Source organism: Thermosynechococcus sp. HY213 (assembly GCF_031460975.1).
In the GTDB taxonomy this organism is placed as follows: Bacteria; Cyanobacteriota; Cyanobacteriia; order Thermosynechococcales; family Thermosynechococcaceae; genus Thermosynechococcus.
In genome coordinates, this window is record NZ_JAVKVB010000011.1 from 31,425 (window position 1) to 49,041 (window position 17,617).

At 53.0% G+C, this 17,617-nt stretch carries 18 protein-coding genes; 6 read left to right on the forward strand and 12 right to left on the reverse strand.

The window, feature by feature from the left end; translation table 11 throughout:
* Positions 1-99: 99 nt before the first annotated feature.
* From RHK62_RS05490 to aroB, 3 genes are read left to right on the forward strand one after another with little or no spacing between them, the layout of a single operon-like run.
* Positions 100-2,700, forward strand: a complete 2,601-nt coding sequence (locus tag RHK62_RS05490) for a glycogen/starch/alpha-glucan phosphorylase (RefSeq protein WP_310453420.1) — start codon at positions 100-102, stop codon at positions 2,698-2,700.
* 56 nt (positions 2,701-2,756) lie between these two features.
* Complete coding sequence (locus RHK62_RS05495; RefSeq protein ID WP_206201371.1) at positions 2,757-4,022, forward strand: AmpG family muropeptide MFS transporter; 1,266 nt, start codon at positions 2,757-2,759, stop codon at positions 4,020-4,022.
* Between the two features lie 46 nt (positions 4,023-4,068).
* Complete coding sequence (gene aroB, locus RHK62_RS05500; RefSeq protein WP_206201372.1) at positions 4,069-5,175, forward strand: 3-dehydroquinate synthase; 1,107 nt, start codon at positions 4,069-4,071, stop codon at positions 5,173-5,175.
* Here the strand turns inward: aroB and RHK62_RS05505 are convergent.
* Complete coding sequence (locus RHK62_RS05505; protein ID WP_206201373.1) at positions 5,172-5,405, reverse strand: hypothetical protein; 234 nt, start codon at positions 5,403-5,405, stop codon at positions 5,172-5,174. The two genes, aroB and RHK62_RS05505, sit on opposite strands and share 4 nt — an antisense overlap.
* 257 nt (positions 5,406-5,662) lie before the next feature.
* Between RHK62_RS05505 and RHK62_RS05510 the strand changes: the two genes are divergently transcribed.
* Complete coding sequence (locus tag RHK62_RS05510) at positions 5,663-6,097, forward strand: hypothetical protein (protein WP_206201374.1); 435 nt, start codon at positions 5,663-5,665, stop codon at positions 6,095-6,097.
* On the opposite strand, the gene nusB is transcribed toward RHK62_RS05510, so the two are convergent.
* From nusB to RHK62_RS05555, 9 genes are all read right to left on the reverse strand, one after another.
* Positions 6,076-6,714 (reverse strand): transcription antitermination factor NusB, encoded by a 639-nt coding sequence (gene nusB, locus RHK62_RS05515; RefSeq protein WP_310453421.1) that lies wholly within the window; start codon positions 6,712-6,714, stop codon positions 6,076-6,078. The two genes, RHK62_RS05510 and nusB, sit on opposite strands and share 22 nt — an antisense overlap.
* A gap of 24 nt (positions 6,715-6,738) precedes the next feature.
* Positions 6,739-7,410: a DUF502 domain-containing protein gene (locus RHK62_RS05520; protein ID WP_206201376.1), complete on the reverse strand. Its 672-nt coding sequence runs from the start codon at positions 7,408-7,410 to the stop codon at positions 6,739-6,741.
* Between the two features lie 33 nt (positions 7,411-7,443).
* Positions 7,444-8,553: a tetratricopeptide repeat protein gene (locus tag RHK62_RS05525; RefSeq protein WP_310453422.1), complete on the reverse strand. Its 1,110-nt coding sequence runs from the start codon at positions 8,551-8,553 to the stop codon at positions 7,444-7,446.
* A gap of 43 nt (positions 8,554-8,596) precedes the next feature.
* Positions 8,597-9,730, reverse strand: a complete 1,134-nt coding sequence (gene dnaJ, locus RHK62_RS05530; RefSeq protein ID WP_310453423.1) for a molecular chaperone DnaJ — start codon at positions 9,728-9,730, stop codon at positions 8,597-8,599.
* Positions 9,731-9,747: 17 nt separating this feature from the next.
* Positions 9,748-11,703 carry a molecular chaperone DnaK gene (gene dnaK, locus RHK62_RS05535; RefSeq protein ID WP_206201379.1) on the reverse strand — a complete coding sequence of 652 codons (1,956 nt, stop codon included), beginning with the start codon at positions 11,701-11,703 and terminating at the stop codon, positions 9,748-9,750.
* 169 nt (positions 11,704-11,872) lie between these two features.
* Complete coding sequence (locus RHK62_RS05540) at positions 11,873-12,412, reverse strand: DUF2854 domain-containing protein (protein WP_206201380.1); 540 nt, start codon at positions 12,410-12,412, stop codon at positions 11,873-11,875.
* Between the two features lie 13 nt (positions 12,413-12,425).
* Positions 12,426-12,917: a YajQ family cyclic di-GMP-binding protein gene (locus tag RHK62_RS05545; RefSeq protein WP_206201381.1), complete on the reverse strand. Its 492-nt coding sequence runs from the start codon at positions 12,915-12,917 to the stop codon at positions 12,426-12,428.
* A gap of 2 nt (positions 12,918-12,919) precedes the next feature.
* Positions 12,920-14,206: an ABC transporter substrate-binding protein gene (locus tag RHK62_RS05550; protein ID WP_206201382.1), complete on the reverse strand. Its 1,287-nt coding sequence runs from the start codon at positions 14,204-14,206 to the stop codon at positions 12,920-12,922.
* 142 nt (positions 14,207-14,348) lie between these two features.
* Positions 14,349-14,711 carry a hypothetical protein gene (locus RHK62_RS05555; protein ID WP_206201714.1) on the reverse strand — a complete coding sequence of 121 codons (363 nt, stop codon included), beginning with the start codon at positions 14,709-14,711 and terminating at the stop codon, positions 14,349-14,351.
* Positions 14,712-14,918: 207 nt separating this feature from the next.
* On the opposite strand from RHK62_RS05555, the gene petB reads away from it, so the two are divergent.
* Together petB and petD are read left to right on the forward strand one after the other, a co-directional pair.
* Positions 14,919-15,566, forward strand: coding sequence for a cytochrome b6 (gene petB / locus RHK62_RS05560; RefSeq protein WP_011056639.1), 648 nt, complete (start codon positions 14,919-14,921; stop codon positions 15,564-15,566).
* Between the two features lie 106 nt (positions 15,567-15,672).
* Complete coding sequence (gene petD / locus RHK62_RS05565; RefSeq protein WP_011056640.1) at positions 15,673-16,158, forward strand: cytochrome b6-f complex subunit IV; 486 nt, start codon at positions 15,673-15,675, stop codon at positions 16,156-16,158.
* 57 nt (positions 16,159-16,215) lie between these two features.
* Here petD and RHK62_RS05570 read toward each other — a convergent pair whose 3' ends face one another.
* Positions 16,216-16,746 (reverse strand): NYN domain-containing protein, encoded by a 531-nt coding sequence (locus RHK62_RS05570; protein WP_302676561.1) that lies wholly within the window; start codon positions 16,744-16,746, stop codon positions 16,216-16,218.
* 396 nt (positions 16,747-17,142) lie between these two features.
* On the reverse strand, positions 17,143-17,616 hold the full coding sequence (locus RHK62_RS05575) for a hypothetical protein (RefSeq protein ID WP_302676560.1): 474 nt from the start codon (positions 17,614-17,616) through the stop codon (positions 17,143-17,145).
* Position 17,617 lies beyond the last annotated feature (1 nt).

A 17,617-nucleotide genomic window follows, 5' to 3' on the forward strand; every position in this document is an offset into this window, starting at 1 on the left:
ATTATTAAAATTCCCGCAGCGGTAGTCTAATGTACATTTCACAAATCTGTATTAGCCTTAAGTTAAGTGATTGCCGATTCCTTCAGAGCTACAGGTTGCATGAATAATTCCGCCACGCCCAACGGTCATCCTGTTCATTCAGTTTCCCACACCAACCCTACTGCCAACGACGAACACTGCGATTTGTATATCGAGAGCGATCGCACAGGGATGACCGTGCAAACCCTGAAGCGCGCCTTTGTTGATAACCTGCACTACATCCAGGGCAAGGATGCCATGTTTGCCACGCCCTACGATTACTTCATGGCACTGGCCTACACGGTGCGCGATCGCCTGCTGCATCGACGGATTAAAACCGCCCAAACCTATTTTGAGCAGGATGCCAAGGTGGTCTATTACCTGTCGGCAGAGTTTCTCATTGGTCGCTTGCTTCTGAATAATCTGATTAACGTCGGCCTCTATGAGCAAACCAAACAGGCCATGACCGACTTTGGCTTAGATCTCAATGAACTCATGGATCGCGAACCTGAACCAGGCTTAGGAAATGGCGGCCTAGGACGGTTGGCGGCTTGTTTCCTCGACTCCTTAGCCACCCTCGAAATTCCCGCTGTTGGCTACGGCATTCGCTACGAGTATGGGATTTTCGAGCAAATCATCACCAATGGCTGGCAGCACGAAGTCCCCGACAACTGGCTGCGCTTTGGCAACCCTTGGGAGATTGCCCGCCCCGACTACAATGTCGAAGTTAAGTTTGGCGGCCACACCGAAGCCTACACCGATGTCCAAGGGCACTACCGCGTGCGCTGGATTCCCAGTACCACCGTCTTGGGCACCCCCTACGATACACCAATTCCAGGCTATGGCAAAAATACCGTCAATACCCTGCGCCTTTGGAGTGCCCGCGCTGCTCAGGATTTTAATTTACAGGTCTTCAACGCCGGCGACTACACCCAAGCGGTCTCGGAAAAAACCTTTAGTGAGAATATCTCGAAGGTTCTTTACCCCAACGACAACACTCCCCAAGGCAAGGAGCTGCGCCTGCGGCAACAGTATTTCTTTGTCTCCTGTTCGTTGCAGGACATTATTCGCCTTTACCTGCGGCGGCACACCAGCTTTGACGCCTTCCCCGACAAAGTAGCCATTCAGCTCAATGATACCCACCCCGCCATTGGGGTGGCTGAACTGATGCGACTGCTGGTGGATGAGTACCAACTCCCGTGGGAAAAAGCGTGGGACATTACCCAGCGCACTTTTGCCTACACCAACCATACCCTGCTGGCGGAAGCCCTTGAACGCTGGTCGGTGGAACTTTTTGCGCAACTACTGCCGCGCCACCTTGAAATTATTTACGAGATTAACTACCGCTTCCTCAACGAGATTCGCCAACGCTATCCCGGCAACATTGCCCGCTTAGCACGCATGTCCTTGATTGAGGAAGGTCATCCCAAGCAGGTGCGCATGGCGCATTTGGCCTGTGTCGGCAGCCATACGGTCAACGGGGTCGCCGAACTGCACACAGAGCTGATCAAGCAGGAGCTGATGCGGGACTTCTACGAGATGTACCCCAACAAGTTCCAGAACAAAACCAATGGCATTACCCCCCGCCGTTGGCTATTGATGAGTAATCCCCGCTTGGCCAGCCTGATTACCGAAACACTGAAGAGCGATCGCTGGATTACCCACCTTGAAGACCTGCGCGGCCTAGAACCCTACGCCACGGATCCCGCCTTTCAGGCCAAGTGGCAGCAAATCAAGCAAGTCAACAAAGAACGCCTAGCGGAGTACATTTGGCGCCACAACCAGATTGAGGTGGATCCCTATTCCCTGTTTGACATTCAAGTGAAGCGGATCCATGAGTACAAGCGGCAGCACTTGGCGGTGCTCCACATTATTACCCTCTACGAACAAATCAAGGCCAACCCCAGCATTGACATTCAGCCGCGCACATTTATTTTTGGCGGCAAGGCAGCCCCCGGCTACTTCATGGCCAAGATGATCATCAAGCTGATCAATGCGGTGGGGGATATGGTCAACCATGATCGGGATGTCAATGGCCGTCTGCGGGTCGTGTTCCTCAGTAACTATTCCGTTTCCCTTGGGGAAATGACCTATCCTGCGGCTGATCTTTCAGAGCAGATCTCCACCGCTGGTAAGGAGGCCTCCGGCACCGGCAACATGAAATTTGCCCTCAATGGTGCCCTGACGATTGGTACTCTGGATGGGGCAAATGTGGAAATTCGCCAAGAGGTGGGGGCAGAGAACTTCTTCCTCTTTGGTCTGACGGCGCAAGAGGTAATGAGCCTGAAAGCTGAGGGCTACAATCCCTGCGAGTACTACAACAGCAACCCAATGCTCAAGAAAGTGATTGACAGCCTGATTTCCGACTACTTCAATCCACGTGAGCCGGGGCTATTTGAACCGATTGTCAGTTCCCTGCTCAACGAAGATCCCTATATGCTGTTGGCGGACTACCAATCCTATGTGGACTGTCAGCAACGGGTTGCCCAAGCCTTCCGCGAGAAGAGCCACTGGACACAGATGTCTATTCTTAATGTGGCGCGCATGGGCAAATTCTCTAGCGATCGCACGATTGCGGAGTACTGCAAAGACATCTGGCACGTCAAACCCGTCCCCGTTTCCCTAGATACCTGTCGGCCCGCTTTTCGCCCCAGCCGCATCAGTCAAGCCAGTAGTCTTTAGGTGACTGCCCCTTTTGCTCTACACTAGGGCAAGTCTCAAGCAGGGAAACGACATGAATGGCGGGAATCGGCGCAGCTCTACGGGTGTTTCAAAGTCGCAAAATGGCAGCACTGCTCTTGCTGGGCTTTTCCTCAGGGTTGCCCCTGTTTCTCACCAGCCGAACACTGCAAGCATGGATGACCGTTGAGGGCATTGACTTGACCGCTATTGGTCTCTTTAGCCTCGTGGGGTTGCCCTACTCATTGAAGTTTCTCTGGTCTCCCTTACTGGATCGCTATACGATTCCCTTTTTGGGACGGCGGCGGGGCTGGTTACTGCTCATTCAGGTGCTCCTCTTGGGGGCGATCGCCCTAATGGCGGTACAGGATCCCAGTACGAGCCTACGGCTATTGGCAGTGAATGCCTTCGCCATTGCCTTTTTGAGCGCCAGCCAAGATATTGCGGTGGATGCCTATCGTGCCGATGTCCTAGAACCCCTTGAAATGGGGGCGGGTGCAGGTATTTACGTCCTTGGCTATCGCATTGCGCTCTTGGTCACGGGTTCCCTAGCCCTGATTCTTGCCGATCAACTGCCTTGGCCCGTGGTTTACGTCCTGATGGCGCTGCTGATGCTTGTGGGCATGGTCACGACCCTTTGGGCACCGGAACCCGAAGTCCATCCCCCGGCTCCTCCTTCATTGGCACAAGCAGTGATTCGCCCCTTCCTTGATTTTTTCCAGCGCTACGGCTGGGGAACAGGGCTGATTATTCTGCTCTTTATCTGCCTCTACCGCTTGGGGGATGCGCTCACAGGGAACATGATGACCCCTTTCCTGTTGCAGCAGGGCTTTAGCCAAACCCAAATTGGTGCGGTGCAAGGGGGTGTCGGGCTGATTGCCACCATTGTTGGTGCCCTTGCCGGCGGGGCGGCCATCAGTCAAATCGGTATTCACCGTGCTCTTTGGATCATGGGGGGATTGCAAGCTTCTAGCAATGTCTCCTACTTTGTTTTGGCCAATGCCGGTGCCAATCCAACGGTGATGGTGGCCGCCATTAGTATTGATAACTTCTGTGCCGGACTGGCGATCGCTGCTCTGACGGCTCTTTTAATGAGCCTCTGCAACCCTCAATTTAGCGCAACGCAGTATGCCCTGCTCTCTAGCCTTTTTGCCTTTAGTCGAGACGTGCTAGCAGCCCCTGCGGGCAAAGCGGCGGAGATCATGGGGTGGCCGCTCTTTTTTCTCTTTACAATTGGCGCTGCCTTACCCGCACTTCTCCTCCTGCCGTTTTTTGCCCCTTGGCAAGCGAAGCCGGCCTTTCCCCGCCCCGGCAGTGATGACTGAAAATACTTAAAAATACTTAATGTAGTTGTCCCCAGCAAATCCGACAATGACGACGCTGATTCCCGTTCCCCTTGGTGAGCACGCCTACCGAATTGCCATTGGTGCCAACACACGGCGGCAGTTGCCTGCACTGTTGGCCGAATATACGCCTTTGACGCCGAAAGCCCCTGCCCTCATCGTTTCCAATCCGCAAATTTGGCGGCACTACGGCACGGATGTGCAAGAGGCATTAACGCAAGCGGGCTGGCAAGTCACCCCCTGTATTCTGCCAGCAGGGGAACGCTACAAAACCCTCAGAACCGTTGAAAAGATTTATGATGCTGCCCTGAGTCAGCGTTTAGAGCGGGGTTCTACGCTCTTTGCCCTTGGTGGTGGCGTCATTGGCGACATGACGGGCTTTGCGGCGGCGACTTGGCTGCGGGGGATTGCCGTGGTTCAGATTCCCACCAGTCTCTTGGCGATGGTGGATGCGGCGATTGGTGGGAAAACAGGGGTGAACCATCCCCAGGGCAAAAATCTCATTGGAGCCTTTCATCAACCTCGTCTTGTGGTCATTGATCCCGATGTTTTGGCAACCCTGCCCCCCAGAGAATTCCGGGCTGGTATGGCAGAGGTGATTAAGTATGGTGTGATTTGGGATACTGAGCTGTTTGATTTGTTGAGTCAGCTGCCGCGTTTGGATCGCATGGCTGCTGTGCCTGCTGAGCAGTTGCTTCAAATCCTACAGCGTTCCTGCCAAGCGAAGGTGGATGTGGTTAGCAAGGATGAGCGCGAAACCGGACTGCGGGCCATTTTGAATTACGGGCACACCATTGGCCATGCCCTTGAAAGTATGGGCAACTATCGCCTTTTGAATCACGGCGAGGCTGTGGCCATTGGCATGATTGCCGCTGGGGAACTGGCGGTGGCCTTGGGGTACTGGTCAGCAGAAGCCGCCGCTGCCCAACGGGCATTGATTCTCAAGGCAAAGTTGCCGACCACAATCCCGGCTTACTTTGATGTGGAGGGACTGCTGGCACTGCTACAGCATGACAAGAAGGTTCAGGCGCAACAGGTGCGATTTATTCTCCCCACCGCCATTGGCCATGTGGACATTTTTGATCAGGTACCGACCGACTTGATTCGGGAGACACTCCATCGCCTCCAAGCCTAGCTAGGGGGCGCCGTATCTAGCAGCGCTTTTTTGGTTGCTTTCAGTTCTTGCCAAAGGCGTTTAATTTGCTCATAGGCTTCCTGAGGGGAAAGCTTGCCACTGTTTTCGAGACTGGAAATGTAGCTCACTCGAGTCGCAAACTCCTGTAAGTTGGCATCAAATAAAAAGTTTTCGGGTGTAAACTCACCGTGGTAACGGCTGTAGGGATGTAAAAATTCGTATTTATTCATTGCTTACCTATCCTTTTTCTCAGGGGTTAACCTATTCTTAACTTCATTTTAACCATTTTCTCTCGGATAACTGTAGCTGCCGCAACAAAACAGTGATCTTGCTGGGGGCAAAACGGCGCTTTGTTAACAACTATGGGCAAAAGATTAAGCATTATTAACTTTGATTGATCAAATAAAGGAGACTTATCACACTACATATACGAGAGTGATCCCTTGCGATCGCCAGATATCAATGCTGTGATTTAGGAAATGGATAAATGATGCACGGACTCTCCTTGGCTCCCCGTTATCGCTTAGATGATGTTGATCCTTGGCTTCTGGGAATTGATCCCAGCCGTCATTACTGGCTGCAAGTCAATGGGGATCCCCAGCAGCGGGTGGCCATTCCGGGGGTATGTGTCCAGAGCATCTCGGAACTACGGGAAATTATGGAGGCGGTGCGATCACTCCTACCGGGGCAGCAGTTGCAAATTCAGCGAGCAGCCACCTGTTTAGAAATTCACTGCGTGGCTGAAAATCTCTTGGCGATCGCCCACCCTGTTGCCGGTGCCCCTGTTTGGCATCTCTTTGATCGCGAAACCCTCGAAAGTTTAGTGATGAGTGCCCATCCCCACTGGCAATGTCGGCCTGAGGATGTGGAATTGGGGCGGCAGCAATTGTGGCAGTCGTTTCAGTTACCAGTGGCCGCTTGAGCCGTGTCAAGGGCCTCACTGATCCGCCGCAGCACACCATTGATAAAGCGATGACTACCTTGGTCGCTGTAGCGTTTGGCCAGTTCGATCGCCTCGTTGATGGCCACTGGCTTGGCCACGTCAAGATAGCGCATCTCTGCGACGGCCATTTCAATAATGGCGCGATCTAAGTGCGTCAGTCGCTCCAGTTGCCAATCCACCATTGAGCGATTCACCAGTTCTTGAATCTCCGTTTGGTGTCGCTGCAAACTGCGCAGTAGGGCGATCGCGTAGGCTTGAACTTCCTCTTGATGGGCAAAGTAGAGAATTTCGGGTAAATCGAGGGCAGCACCTATTTTGTTCAAGCCCTTTTCCGCCCGCTTGAGGGCATCTTGAAGCACCATCTGTGCCTTTTCGAGGTGGGGCAACTGAAACTCGCTATGGTTGAGCAGTCGCTGACTTTCACTAAGTTCAGTGCCGGCCTGTTCGAGGGTATCGCGCACATCACTCGCCAGCGTCCGTACCGCCATCAGGATCAAGCTGCGGCAGTCACTTTCATCGAGCAGTTTCGGTTGGCGTAACACTTGAGCGGCACTGAGCAACGCCAATTCACGGGCAACACGACGAGCAGTAATCATGGGTAAATCCTCAAAAACGAGTTCTTAACGCAACGACGCAGGGGCGGGGGGCAGGGTCGAGGTCGGAACTGATCCCGGTGTAACAATCCCCCCGGAAATAATCAGCTTAAAGGCATCCTCGATCGAAATATCCAAATCTCGCACATCCCGCTCACTGGCAATCACATACCAACCGGTGGTGGGGTTAGGCGACGAGGGGATAAATAGACTCAACATTGGCTCGGAAAAGACCGTTTGCAATGAACCATTAATCGTGCCAGTGACAAAGGCCACGGCCCACAGACCCGACCGCGGGTATTCTACGAGCACCACTCGGCGAAAGCGATCGCGCGAGTCCCGCAGAATTGTCTCTAGGAGTTGTTGCAGCACCTTATAAATGGTGCCCGCCAAAGGGATGCGCTTGAGAATGCTCTCACCTGTGTTCAACAGCCACTGGCCAAAGATATTGCGTGCCATCAAGCCAATGAGCAAGATCCCTGTTAAGGGCACCAAAATCCCCACCGCCACATTGAGCAGATCCACCAACAGGGGGTGCCATGTTTTGAAGGGGTTCACCTGCTTAGGAATACGGGTGAGGAGATCCAAGACCCAACTGGAGACAGAAATCGATAGCCAAATCGTTGTTGCCAGCGGGATCACCACCAGCAGACCAGCAATGAGATCATTTTTAATTGCTTGTTGGAGTCGGTGCAACACAGATACTCGCACGAGCAGACTTCTGTTTCTAGCTTAGCGGTTGCTGCCACTGCGGTCACGGTGAAAGGCCAAACTGCTGTAGAGCATGAAGGCGGCATCCCAAGGACTGTCTTCACGGCGAAAGAGGTTAATGTGGGGGGGAATTTTACTCAGGAGTTCGCTAAAGTCCAAAGCAGTTTCAGCAAAACTGGTAAAGTCTTGCCACACGGGGCGATCGCCACAGTGCTGCTGCCACAGACTCGATAACTGCCGCCACTTCACCCATGAGGTACTTTGATCCAAATCCAAATCACTCTGGATCACCTCTGCCACTTGATTGAGGGGAATCCCTTGGTGAAACTGGTAACCGCCGCGATAAAAGCGCAGGATTTGATTTTGCTGAAACAGGTGAAGATCACAGCACTGGGCATGATCCTGAATTTGTTCTTTACGGGTGACTTTTCCTTGGCGATCGCGATCGAACACTTGCTCAAAAATCGGCAGCAATCCCTCCACGCGCTGGCTGACCTGTGACCAAGTAAACGTTAACTCCACTGGCTCTGGCGAGAGCGAACTGGTACACACCACACGCGGCTGTGGCTCCAAGGCTGCAAAATAACGCACCTGCAAGACGGGTGTGGCTGTCAGTGCCTCAAAGGGGACACAAAAGAGGGTAAACCCCTGCTGTTTCAGTTCTTGGCAATAGACGGTGAGTTCCGCAAAATTGCCCGTGCGGATCAAACGCCAGCCCCGCGACGGAATCAACAGTCGCGCCGTGTAGGGGTCAATCTTAAACATGGTGGCCAAAAGACGGGCAAGGATCGTCCGCTGCTCAGAGCCAGCCACCCCCTCCAAAACCAGAAGGCCCTGCTGCTCGACTCCCACCACAGCATGGGTTGCTAAAATCGCCTGTTGCCGCTGCTGTTGGCGAATTTGCGCAATTTTTTCAAGGCCGCGCCGAGCCATTTGCGTCAGCTTGGGGCCACAGTTCAGCCGCAGTAATTGGCGAAAGTCTGACTCCGCCTCCTCTAGCCGCTCTGTCTTGAGATAGAGTTGACCTCGGCACAGGAGGACACGGGGGTCCTCAGGAGGCAAGGTGGCCAGCAATTTTTCTGCCTGTTGGAAATTTCCTTGATCCAGTGCTGTCAAAACCTCAGTCAGCATGGCCAGCGCCCCCAACGGTTTTTTCTATTTTAGGCAACGCGCCCTAACCACCAAATAAGCTGCCGAGGAAGCCCTCTAGACCGCCTTTGCCCATACGCTCGCCGCGAATCTTGGCCAATTTCTCCAGCAGTTCTCGCTCTTCATGGGTGATATGGGTGGGAATTTCGACATCAACGGTAATGAGGTGATCGCCCCGCGCCACGGGATTGCCCACACGGGGGACGCCTCGGCCTTCTAGGATTAACACCGTACCGGGTTGGGTGCCTGCGGGAATCTTCAGTTCTGCTTCGCCATCCACGGTACTCACGGGAATCCGACAGCCAAGAATCGCTTGCAGGTAGCTAATTTTAATCCGCGATAGGATGTTGTTGCCTTCGCGCTGAAACTCAGGATCGGGTTCGACAAACAGATACACATAGAGATCGCCGGGAGGGCCTCCGCGCAGACCGGCATCTCCTTCCCCTGAGACCCGCAGCCGGGTGCCATTGTCCACCCCCGCAGGAATCGTAATTTTCAATTTTTTGCTGACTTGGATGTGGCCTTGGCCGCCGCAGGCCTCACAGCGAGATTCAATCACTTCCCCCGAACCGCCACAGGTCGGACAGGTGGTCAATTGGGTAAAACTGCCGAAGGGAGTGCGTGCCGATCGCCGCACTTGACCGATGCCACCACAGGTACTACAAGTGACTGGCCGTGTGCCGGGTTTGGCCCCTGTGCCTTGACAGGTTTTACAGGTTTCCAAATGATTAATGCGAATTTCTTTCTCACCGCCAAACACCGCTTCGCGAAACTCGAGTTTGAGGTCATAGCGCAGATCTTCACCGCGGGTTGGCCCCTGCGACCGCCGCCCACTGCTGGTAAATCCACCAAATCCACCCCCAAAGAAGGTTTCAAAAATATCGGCCAAGCCGCCCATGTCACCAATGCCAAAGTCACTGAAGCCAGCAGCCCCGACGCCACTGACCCCGGCTTCACCAAAGCGATCGTAGTTGGCTCGCGCTTGGGGATCCGAGAGCACCTCGTAGGCGCGGTTGATTTCCTTGAACTTTTCTTCAGCGCCCGGTTCTTTGTTGACATCGGGGTGATACTTGCGAGCCAAGCGCCGATAGGCTCGTTTTAATTCTTCAGCATCCGCAGAGCGTGAGACACCTAAGATCTCATAGAAATCACGAGCCATAGCCACCGTTACCTAAATTAATCAACCGCTTCATAATCTGAAACAACTGTTTCTTCATTATCGCTGATTATTGTGGCATCACTATCTAAAACTTGAGTGGCTTGGGAACTAATCGTAGCACCCCCCATTGTCGGGGTTGAGGTCATCATGGAACCGCCTGCGGTTTGTTGATAGACCACCGTTCCCAAGGTCACCAAGGCCTGCTGCAGGGCTTCCATCCGCTTGCGAATTTCATCGGGGGTAATATTGTCATCCACCATTGCTGCCTGCATACTCTGAACCACCGGCTCAATCCGTGCCCGTAGATCGGGAGTTAATGTGATGCCATGGTTTTTGATGGTTGATTCATAGCTGTACAGCAGGGCATCGGCTTGGTTGCGCAGTTCGGCAATCTCTTTCTTGATTTGGTCGGCTTGGGCATAAATCGTTGCCTCTTGGCGCATGCGCTCGATTTCCATACTGCTGAGGCCACCGCGATTGGTAATGCGCACACTTTGTTGGCGACCGGTGGCGCGATCGACGGCAGACACACTCAGGATACCGTTGGCATCAATATCAAACGTGACATCAATTTGCGGCACGCCGCGAGGGGCAGGGGCAATGCCCGTGAGCTCAAAGCAGGCCAGTTGTTTATTGTCTTTTGCCATCGGGCGCTCCCCTTGATAGACAGCAATTTCCACGACCGTTTGGCCATCGGTAGCGGTGGAAAAGGTCTGCGTCTTACTGGTGGGGAGGGTGGTATTACGTTCGATGATTTTGGTAAAGACACCGCCAAGGGTTTCCAACCCCAGAGACAGCGGGGTGACATCTAGGAGCAGGAGATCTTTGACCGTTGTTTCCTTGCCCAGAATGCCGCCTTGAATGGCTGCCCCTACGGCAACGGCTTCATCAGGATTAACGGAGCGATCGGGAGTTTTGCCACAGAATTCCTTCACCAACTGCTGAATGGCAGGAATACGGGTTGAGCCACCGACAAGTAACACCCGATCAATCTCTTGAACCGTCAAACCGGCATCGGCGATCGCCTGCTGCATGGGTTCGAGGGTGGCCTGAACCAAGTGGGCGCAGAGTTCCTCAAACTTACTGCGGGTGAGTTCCATTTCAAGGTGCTTAGGCCCTGTTTCATCAGCCGTAATGAAGGGCAGGTTAATGGAAGTGCTCAGGGTGCCCGATAACTCCACCTTGGCTTTTTCAGCCGCTTCGCGGAGGCGTTGCAGTGCCATTTTATCTTTCGAGAGATCGATCCCCTCCTGCTCCCTAAAACAGGCCAAGAGCCAATCAAGAATACATTCGTCAAAATTATCGCCCCCTAGGTGGTTATTCCCCGCTGTGGAGCGCACCTCAAAGACGCCATCCCCCAGTTGCAGAATCGAGACATCAAAGGTGCCCCCGCCCAAGTCAAAAACCAAAATGGTTTGATCTTGATCCTGCTTGTCGATGCCGTAGGCCAAGGAGGCCGCCGTTGGCTCGTTGATAATGCGCATTACCTCAAGGCCAGCGATCGCCCCCGCATCTTTGGTGGCTTGGCGTTGCGCATCACTAAAATAGGCTGGCACAGTAATGACGGCTTGGGTCACGGGTTCCCCCAGATAGGCTTCCGCATCCTGCTTCAGCTTTTGCAGGATCATGGCAGAAATTTCTTGGGGGGTATAGGTGCGATCGCGAATCTGCACATCCACCATGCCATCGCGACCCGGCACACAGGTATAGGGCACGCGCCCCCGTTCTTCAGCGGTTTCCTCCCAGCGGCGACCAATAAACCGCTTGATACTGAAAATCGTGTTCTCGGCATTGGTGACAGCTTGCCGTTTCGCCAGTTGACCCACCAACCGTTCGCCCGATTTGCCAAAGGCAACAATACTGGGGGTGGTGCGCCCACCCTCGGCACTGGGGATCACGACGGGATTCCCCCCTTCTAAGACTGCCACACAACTATTTGTGGTTCCAAGGTCGATGCCAATGACTTTACCCATAGCCGTAATCGCCGTTTCCAAAAATGCGTTGTCAGGAGGAGACTGCTTGCAAAAAAGTCTTACTCTTTAGGCTAGAATGCCGCAATGATGATGCTATCGTAACACCTGAATTCAGGGCAAAACGGTTTACCAATCATCTTAGGCAACTGGAACAGGGTTGACCACAGGCTTACTCGCGAATCAGCGCCACTGCCACACGGTTGTTTCCCTGATCCGTCATGCTTACCCGAATATTGGGGCCAAAGAATGTCTGCATCTTGGCTTGCTTCGATTGCCACACCTCAAGGGGAACCGCCGGGGAGTCAAATTCTAAAATTAATGTATAAGCACCGTCTGTTAAGGTCTCGGCGATCGCCACCAAGACAGGACGCTCGGCATCCGAGGGACTCAGACCTAAACTGGCCAATGTGCTATCTAAGTGTGCTTCTTGACCGTAACGATAACGGGTGACATCCTTACGGATTTGCGTTTGGGTGGGGGTTGCTTGGGCACGGCCAGCGATCGCCTCTGGGGTTGGGGCTTCACGATAGGGCACCGGTTTGAGTTCTGCCGCTTTGAGTGCCAAGCCGCCTAAGAGCAGGGGCACACCGTAGAAAAAGCCCGCTAGATTCAAGGTGGCATTCCCTGTGGCATAGGCCACCACTCCCACCACCGTCAGCAGTGAACCGACAATTAACCCCAACGTTCCCAGCGATACAGACCCCAACATGACCCTTTAACCCCTAGCGGTAGTTCGTAAATTGTAATGGCACGGGGTAATCCTCAGTTTTCAGGCGCTGGATCACTGCTTGTAGATCATCCTTTGATTTGGCACTGACCCGTACCACATCCCCTTGGATCGCGGCTTGCACCTTCTTAAATTCATTGCGGATAAGCTTGCTAATCTCTTTGGCTAGTTCTGAATTGATCCCGCGCCGCAATTTGATCAACTGTTTGACCCGTTGACCACCCGCTGCTTCCACAGGCCCATAGTCAAAAATTTTCAGAGACAACTGCCGCTTCGCCGCCTTCTGTTGCAGAATCGTTTGCACTGAATTGAGCGTAAATTCACTATCGGTGTGAATTGTCAGTCCCTCTTTTGTCAGTTCAAGGGTGGTCTGGGTATCCTTGAGGTCATAGCGGGCTTTGATCTCTCGCTCCGTTTGATCCACTGCATTGACCAGCTCTTGCCAGTCAAAATCACTCACAATATCAAAGGAAAATGTGCTTGCCATGCCTAGGGTTTTTGGGGATTCACTTGACCAATTACCTTTAATTTACCGTCATCAGTGACCTGCCAAATGTCATAGACCCCGACAACATCGCCATTTTCATCAATATCGACATTGCCACTGGCGCCTTGATAGTTGATTTCTTTGCCTTCCCGCAGTAAAGCCAGTCCCTTGCACACATCATCCACTTCTTCCCCCGGTGCGTTGGCCACATCGCGCAATTTGCTGCGAATCCCTTCACCCGTATTTTGTCCTGCGGCCTGTGCAGCTAGTACAAGGAGCGCGGCGGCATCCCAAGTCTGAGCACCAAAGGCCGGCAGATCGCTCCCTTTTTTAGCACGCCACAGTTCTCGCAGGCGACTCAGGGCTTGACCATCGGCGCCGGGAACGGTTCCCTTGGCACCGGCAATAATGTATTTGCCATCGGGAGTACGGCCCACTTGCTCAGGGAAACTTTCGGACTTGACGCCATCGGTGAGGAGAATGGCCACGTTTTGGGTGAGACCTTGCTCAAAGGCGGATTTCAGGAGCAGGCTACCCGTTTCCGGATACAAAATAGCCACCACCGCATCGGGGTTCCCGCTAAAAGCGGCAGCGGCTTCTGTTGTGAAGGTGGTTGCCCGCTCATCATAACGGGTGGGGCGGTCTTCATTGATCACGGTTCCCCCTAGGGCTTTGAAAGCGCGGGTAAATTCCTGCTCAAAGCTGCGGCCATAGTCATTGTTGATCACCACAGTGGCGACTCGTTGATACCCCTGTTCTTTGGCCAGTTGGGCAAGGGCTTGGGCTTGGTAATTATCGGGGGGAGCAGTGCGTGCCCAATAGCCGTTAAAGTCTCCTTTCTTGGCGCGTTCAGTCAGGAGTGTACTCGTACTGCCGGGGGAAATTAGCATCACTTGACCGCGGGTGGCAATATCGGCGGCGGCATTGGAGACACTACTGCCAAAAGAACCAACGACTCCGGCAACTCGGTCAATCTCCACCAACTTCGTCATCGCTTCTGCCCCAGAGGCAGGATTGGATTGATCATCAGCAGCAATAAGCGTGACGGGCTGGCCATTAACACCACCACAGGCATTCACCGTTTCCACCAGCAGGGGGACAACTTCAGCTATAGGGGTTCCCACCGAGGCTAAGTCGCCGGTTGAGGGCAACAATGAGCCAATCCGCAGCCCCTCACCCGTTGGGGTTGTGGTGGTGGTGTCTGCCTCGCAGGCGCCAATGGTAAAGAGGAGGAGTAATCCTGCAAAAATCTTGGCAGCTGCCCATCCGCTTGACGGCTTCTGACCCATAGCTATACACCCTCACAATTTGTCAGCATGCTACTGCAACTGCGGGAATCTTGCAATGCGCAGAGAGGATACCCTGCACAAAAAAAGGGGCATTCCCACATCAACAGCCCCTTTACATCCAATGCTCTGTGGATGAGGTTTCCTAGGTAGAGGGACGAACTTGCCGCGCCATATTCAAGAAGGCAGCCATATTAGCCCCCGGACGACGCCGCGCAAAACGGGTGTAGGGAACACTGGGGGTGACAGGGGTGGGGGTGGGTTCTGCGGGAGCTGTGGCAACGGGGGTGGGTGCGGCGGCAACGGGTTGAGCGGGTTGAGGAGCAGGAGCAGGTTCAGGGGTCGAGGCAGGTTCTGCCGCTTTAGTAGGGGTTGGCGGTGCAGCAGGGGCAGCCGTGCTCTTATCTAATTCAATGTAAAACTCGCCCTTTTTGCCCAAACCAAAGAGTTTCGCGATTGCCCCCAATAGGCCAAAAATCGCACCAAAGAGTTTCTTCAACAGATTCATCTCAAAGCCTCCCAAGCGGTCGTTGTGAGTAAGGTAGCAGAGGAGACAGCCCCAAGTTAGCATCCTGAAGCTGTTGAGACTTTATTATCGGACGCTCGGTGGCGCCAATCAACCTGAGAGTGCCGGTAACTCAATATGGAAAGTCTGAGAGGGCATATGTTACATTTTTCAAAGTAAAGCAGCGGTTTCGCAGGACTAATCACTGTTATGAACAAAGTTTACGACTGGTTTGAGGAACGCCTCGAAATTCAGGCGATCGCTGACGACATCACCAGCAAATATGTGCCGCCTCACGTAAACATTTTTTACTGTCTGGGTGGCATTACCCTCACCTGTTTTTTAATCCAATTTGCCACGGGCTTTGCCATGACGTTTTACTACAAACCGACGGTGGCTGAAGCCTTTGCCTCTGTGCAGTACATCATGAATGAGGTCAACTTTGGCTGGTTGATCCGCTCCATTCACAAGTGGTCGGCCAGCATGATGGTCTTGATGATGATTCTGCATGTCTTCCGCGTCTATCTTACCGGTGGCTTCAAGAAACCCCGCGAACTTACTTGGGTGACGGGTGTGGTCTTGGCGGTGATTACCGTCAGCTTTGGGGTCACGGGCTACTCCCTGCCTTGGGATCAAGTGGGCTACTGGGCGGTCAAAATCGTTTCCGGTATCCCTGCGGCGATTCCCGTGGTGGGCGATCAACTGGTGGAACTAATGCGCGGTGGTGAAAGTGTCGGTCAAGCCACACTCACTCGCTTCTATAGCTTGCACACCTTTGTGCTGCCGTGGTCGATCGCCGTCTTTATGCTGATGCACTTCCTGATGATTCGTAAGCAGGGCATTTCGGGTCCCCTGTAAGCCAAGCATCAAGAAATGTAACAGAGCCTGCTCTTTTCGGCGGTTCCACTTGTTATGCTCCAAGTAATCTCCCCCCTTGCTGACCCTCTAGGAGAACGATTGATTTATGGCAAAAGTTTTGAAAAAGCCTGATTTAACGAATCCGGCGCTGCGGGCAAAACTGAAAAAAGGCATGGGCCACAACTACTATGGCGAACCCGCTTGGCCCAATGACCTGCTCTATATCTTCCCCGTGGTGATTATGGGCACGATCGCCCTTGTGATCGGTCTAGCGGTGATGGATCCTGCCATGGTCGGTGAGCCAGCGGATCCCTTTGCCACCCCCTTGGAAATTTTGCCGGAGTGGTACCTCTATCCCACCTTCCAGATTTTCCGGGTGGTGCCCAACAAGCTGCTGGGGGTGCTCATGAATGCCTCCATTCCCTTGGGCTTGATGCTGATTCCTTTCATTGAAAGTGTCAACAAGTTCCAGAATCCTTTCCGTCGTCCTGTGGCCATGACAGTCTTCCTCTTTGGCACATTGGTGACGCTATGGCTGGGGATCGGTGCTGCTTTCCCCTTGGATAAGTCGCTGACTCTCGGCCTGTTCTAGACATCTTAAGAAAACACCTCATTTGCTTGCGCATCTGGCGATCGCTGGGTGCGCTTTTTAGTTGGGATTTTGCGAGTCAGTTTTTTCAATAAAGGGTCGAATTTCGTTCAAATCAATGTAGCGATCGGTGGCATTGCGCAGCTCACGGGCAATCATGCCTTCGGTGGAAACAACCGTAATGTGGGTGTTTTTGGAGCGCAGGAGTTCGATCGCCCGCTCAAAATCGCCATCGCCACTAAAGAGAACCACGCGATCGTACTGACCGACGGTGTTGAACATATCAATCACAATTTCAATGTCTAAATTGGCCTTTTGGTAATACTTGCCTAGGGTCTCGTCGTAATATTCCTTCAACAGCTTTGTGCGCACCGTATAGCCAAGGTTAATGAGGGCATCGCGAAACGAACGCTGATCTTGTATGTCCTTGAGGCCGGTGTACCAAAAGGCGTTCACCAATACAATGTTGGGGTCACGGGTAAAAAATTCGAGAACACGACGGGGATCAAAAAACCAGCCATTTTTCTGCTGGGCATAGAACATATTATTCCCATCGATAAAAATTGAGAGCCGTTCTTGATGGGGAAGCATAATTAGGGAGAACCTATAGATCAGTGATGTATGTGTAATAGAAGAACCGTTGATAGAAGTTTGAATAGGCGATGGGTTTTATACATTCTATAGGAGAGAATTTGACAGGATTCAAGGGAGCAAGAGCTAGTCCTTCAACAGGTAACAAGATAAAAAGAAGGTAAAAAGAAATATACGATAAGTTTTGCGATCGCTCGTAATCAGAAAAGTAAAAGTTCGCCAATGGTTCAGTGGGAACACTTTTAAGAAAAAGAAAACATTTATTAATGCTTTTTAACCACTGCAATCTATTTTAATGGAACTGCATAGCGGATGCTATAGTTTTTTCTTTGGCGATCGCCCCTTAAACACCAAAAAAGGGGGCAGTGCCCCCACGGGTTCACTTTGCGGCTGAATCTAGTAGAGGGCACGTACCGGCGGAGCTGGCATCACCGCTGGGGGGGGTGGGGGGGCAAAGAAGGGTTGTTGCGGCGGTGGCAGCGGCGACTCCACCATCAAATTGCAGGGAAAGGGCGTACCGTACATCGAGGTACAGAAGGGACTATCAAGATCACGGGTGCGCACAGGGGGTTGATTGCTTTGCTGATACCACGCATCCGTAGAAACGTAGTTGATCCGCCGTGCCCGATTCACAATGTCATTATCCCGATAGGTGGGAAGCCCAAACGTAAAGGCCGCGTCGCCAGCGATCGAATCATCTTGCCAGTACCCCTGACTGCCATCAATACGATCAAAAGCCTGCGGCAAGGTGGGCTGACTGACAGGAAATTGTTGGGGATTGACGGGTTGGCGGCGGCTTTGGGCAGTTGCCGGAGCGACCACCGCTGCCAACATTGCCACGCATACCAGCGGCACAAATTTCATGCCCATA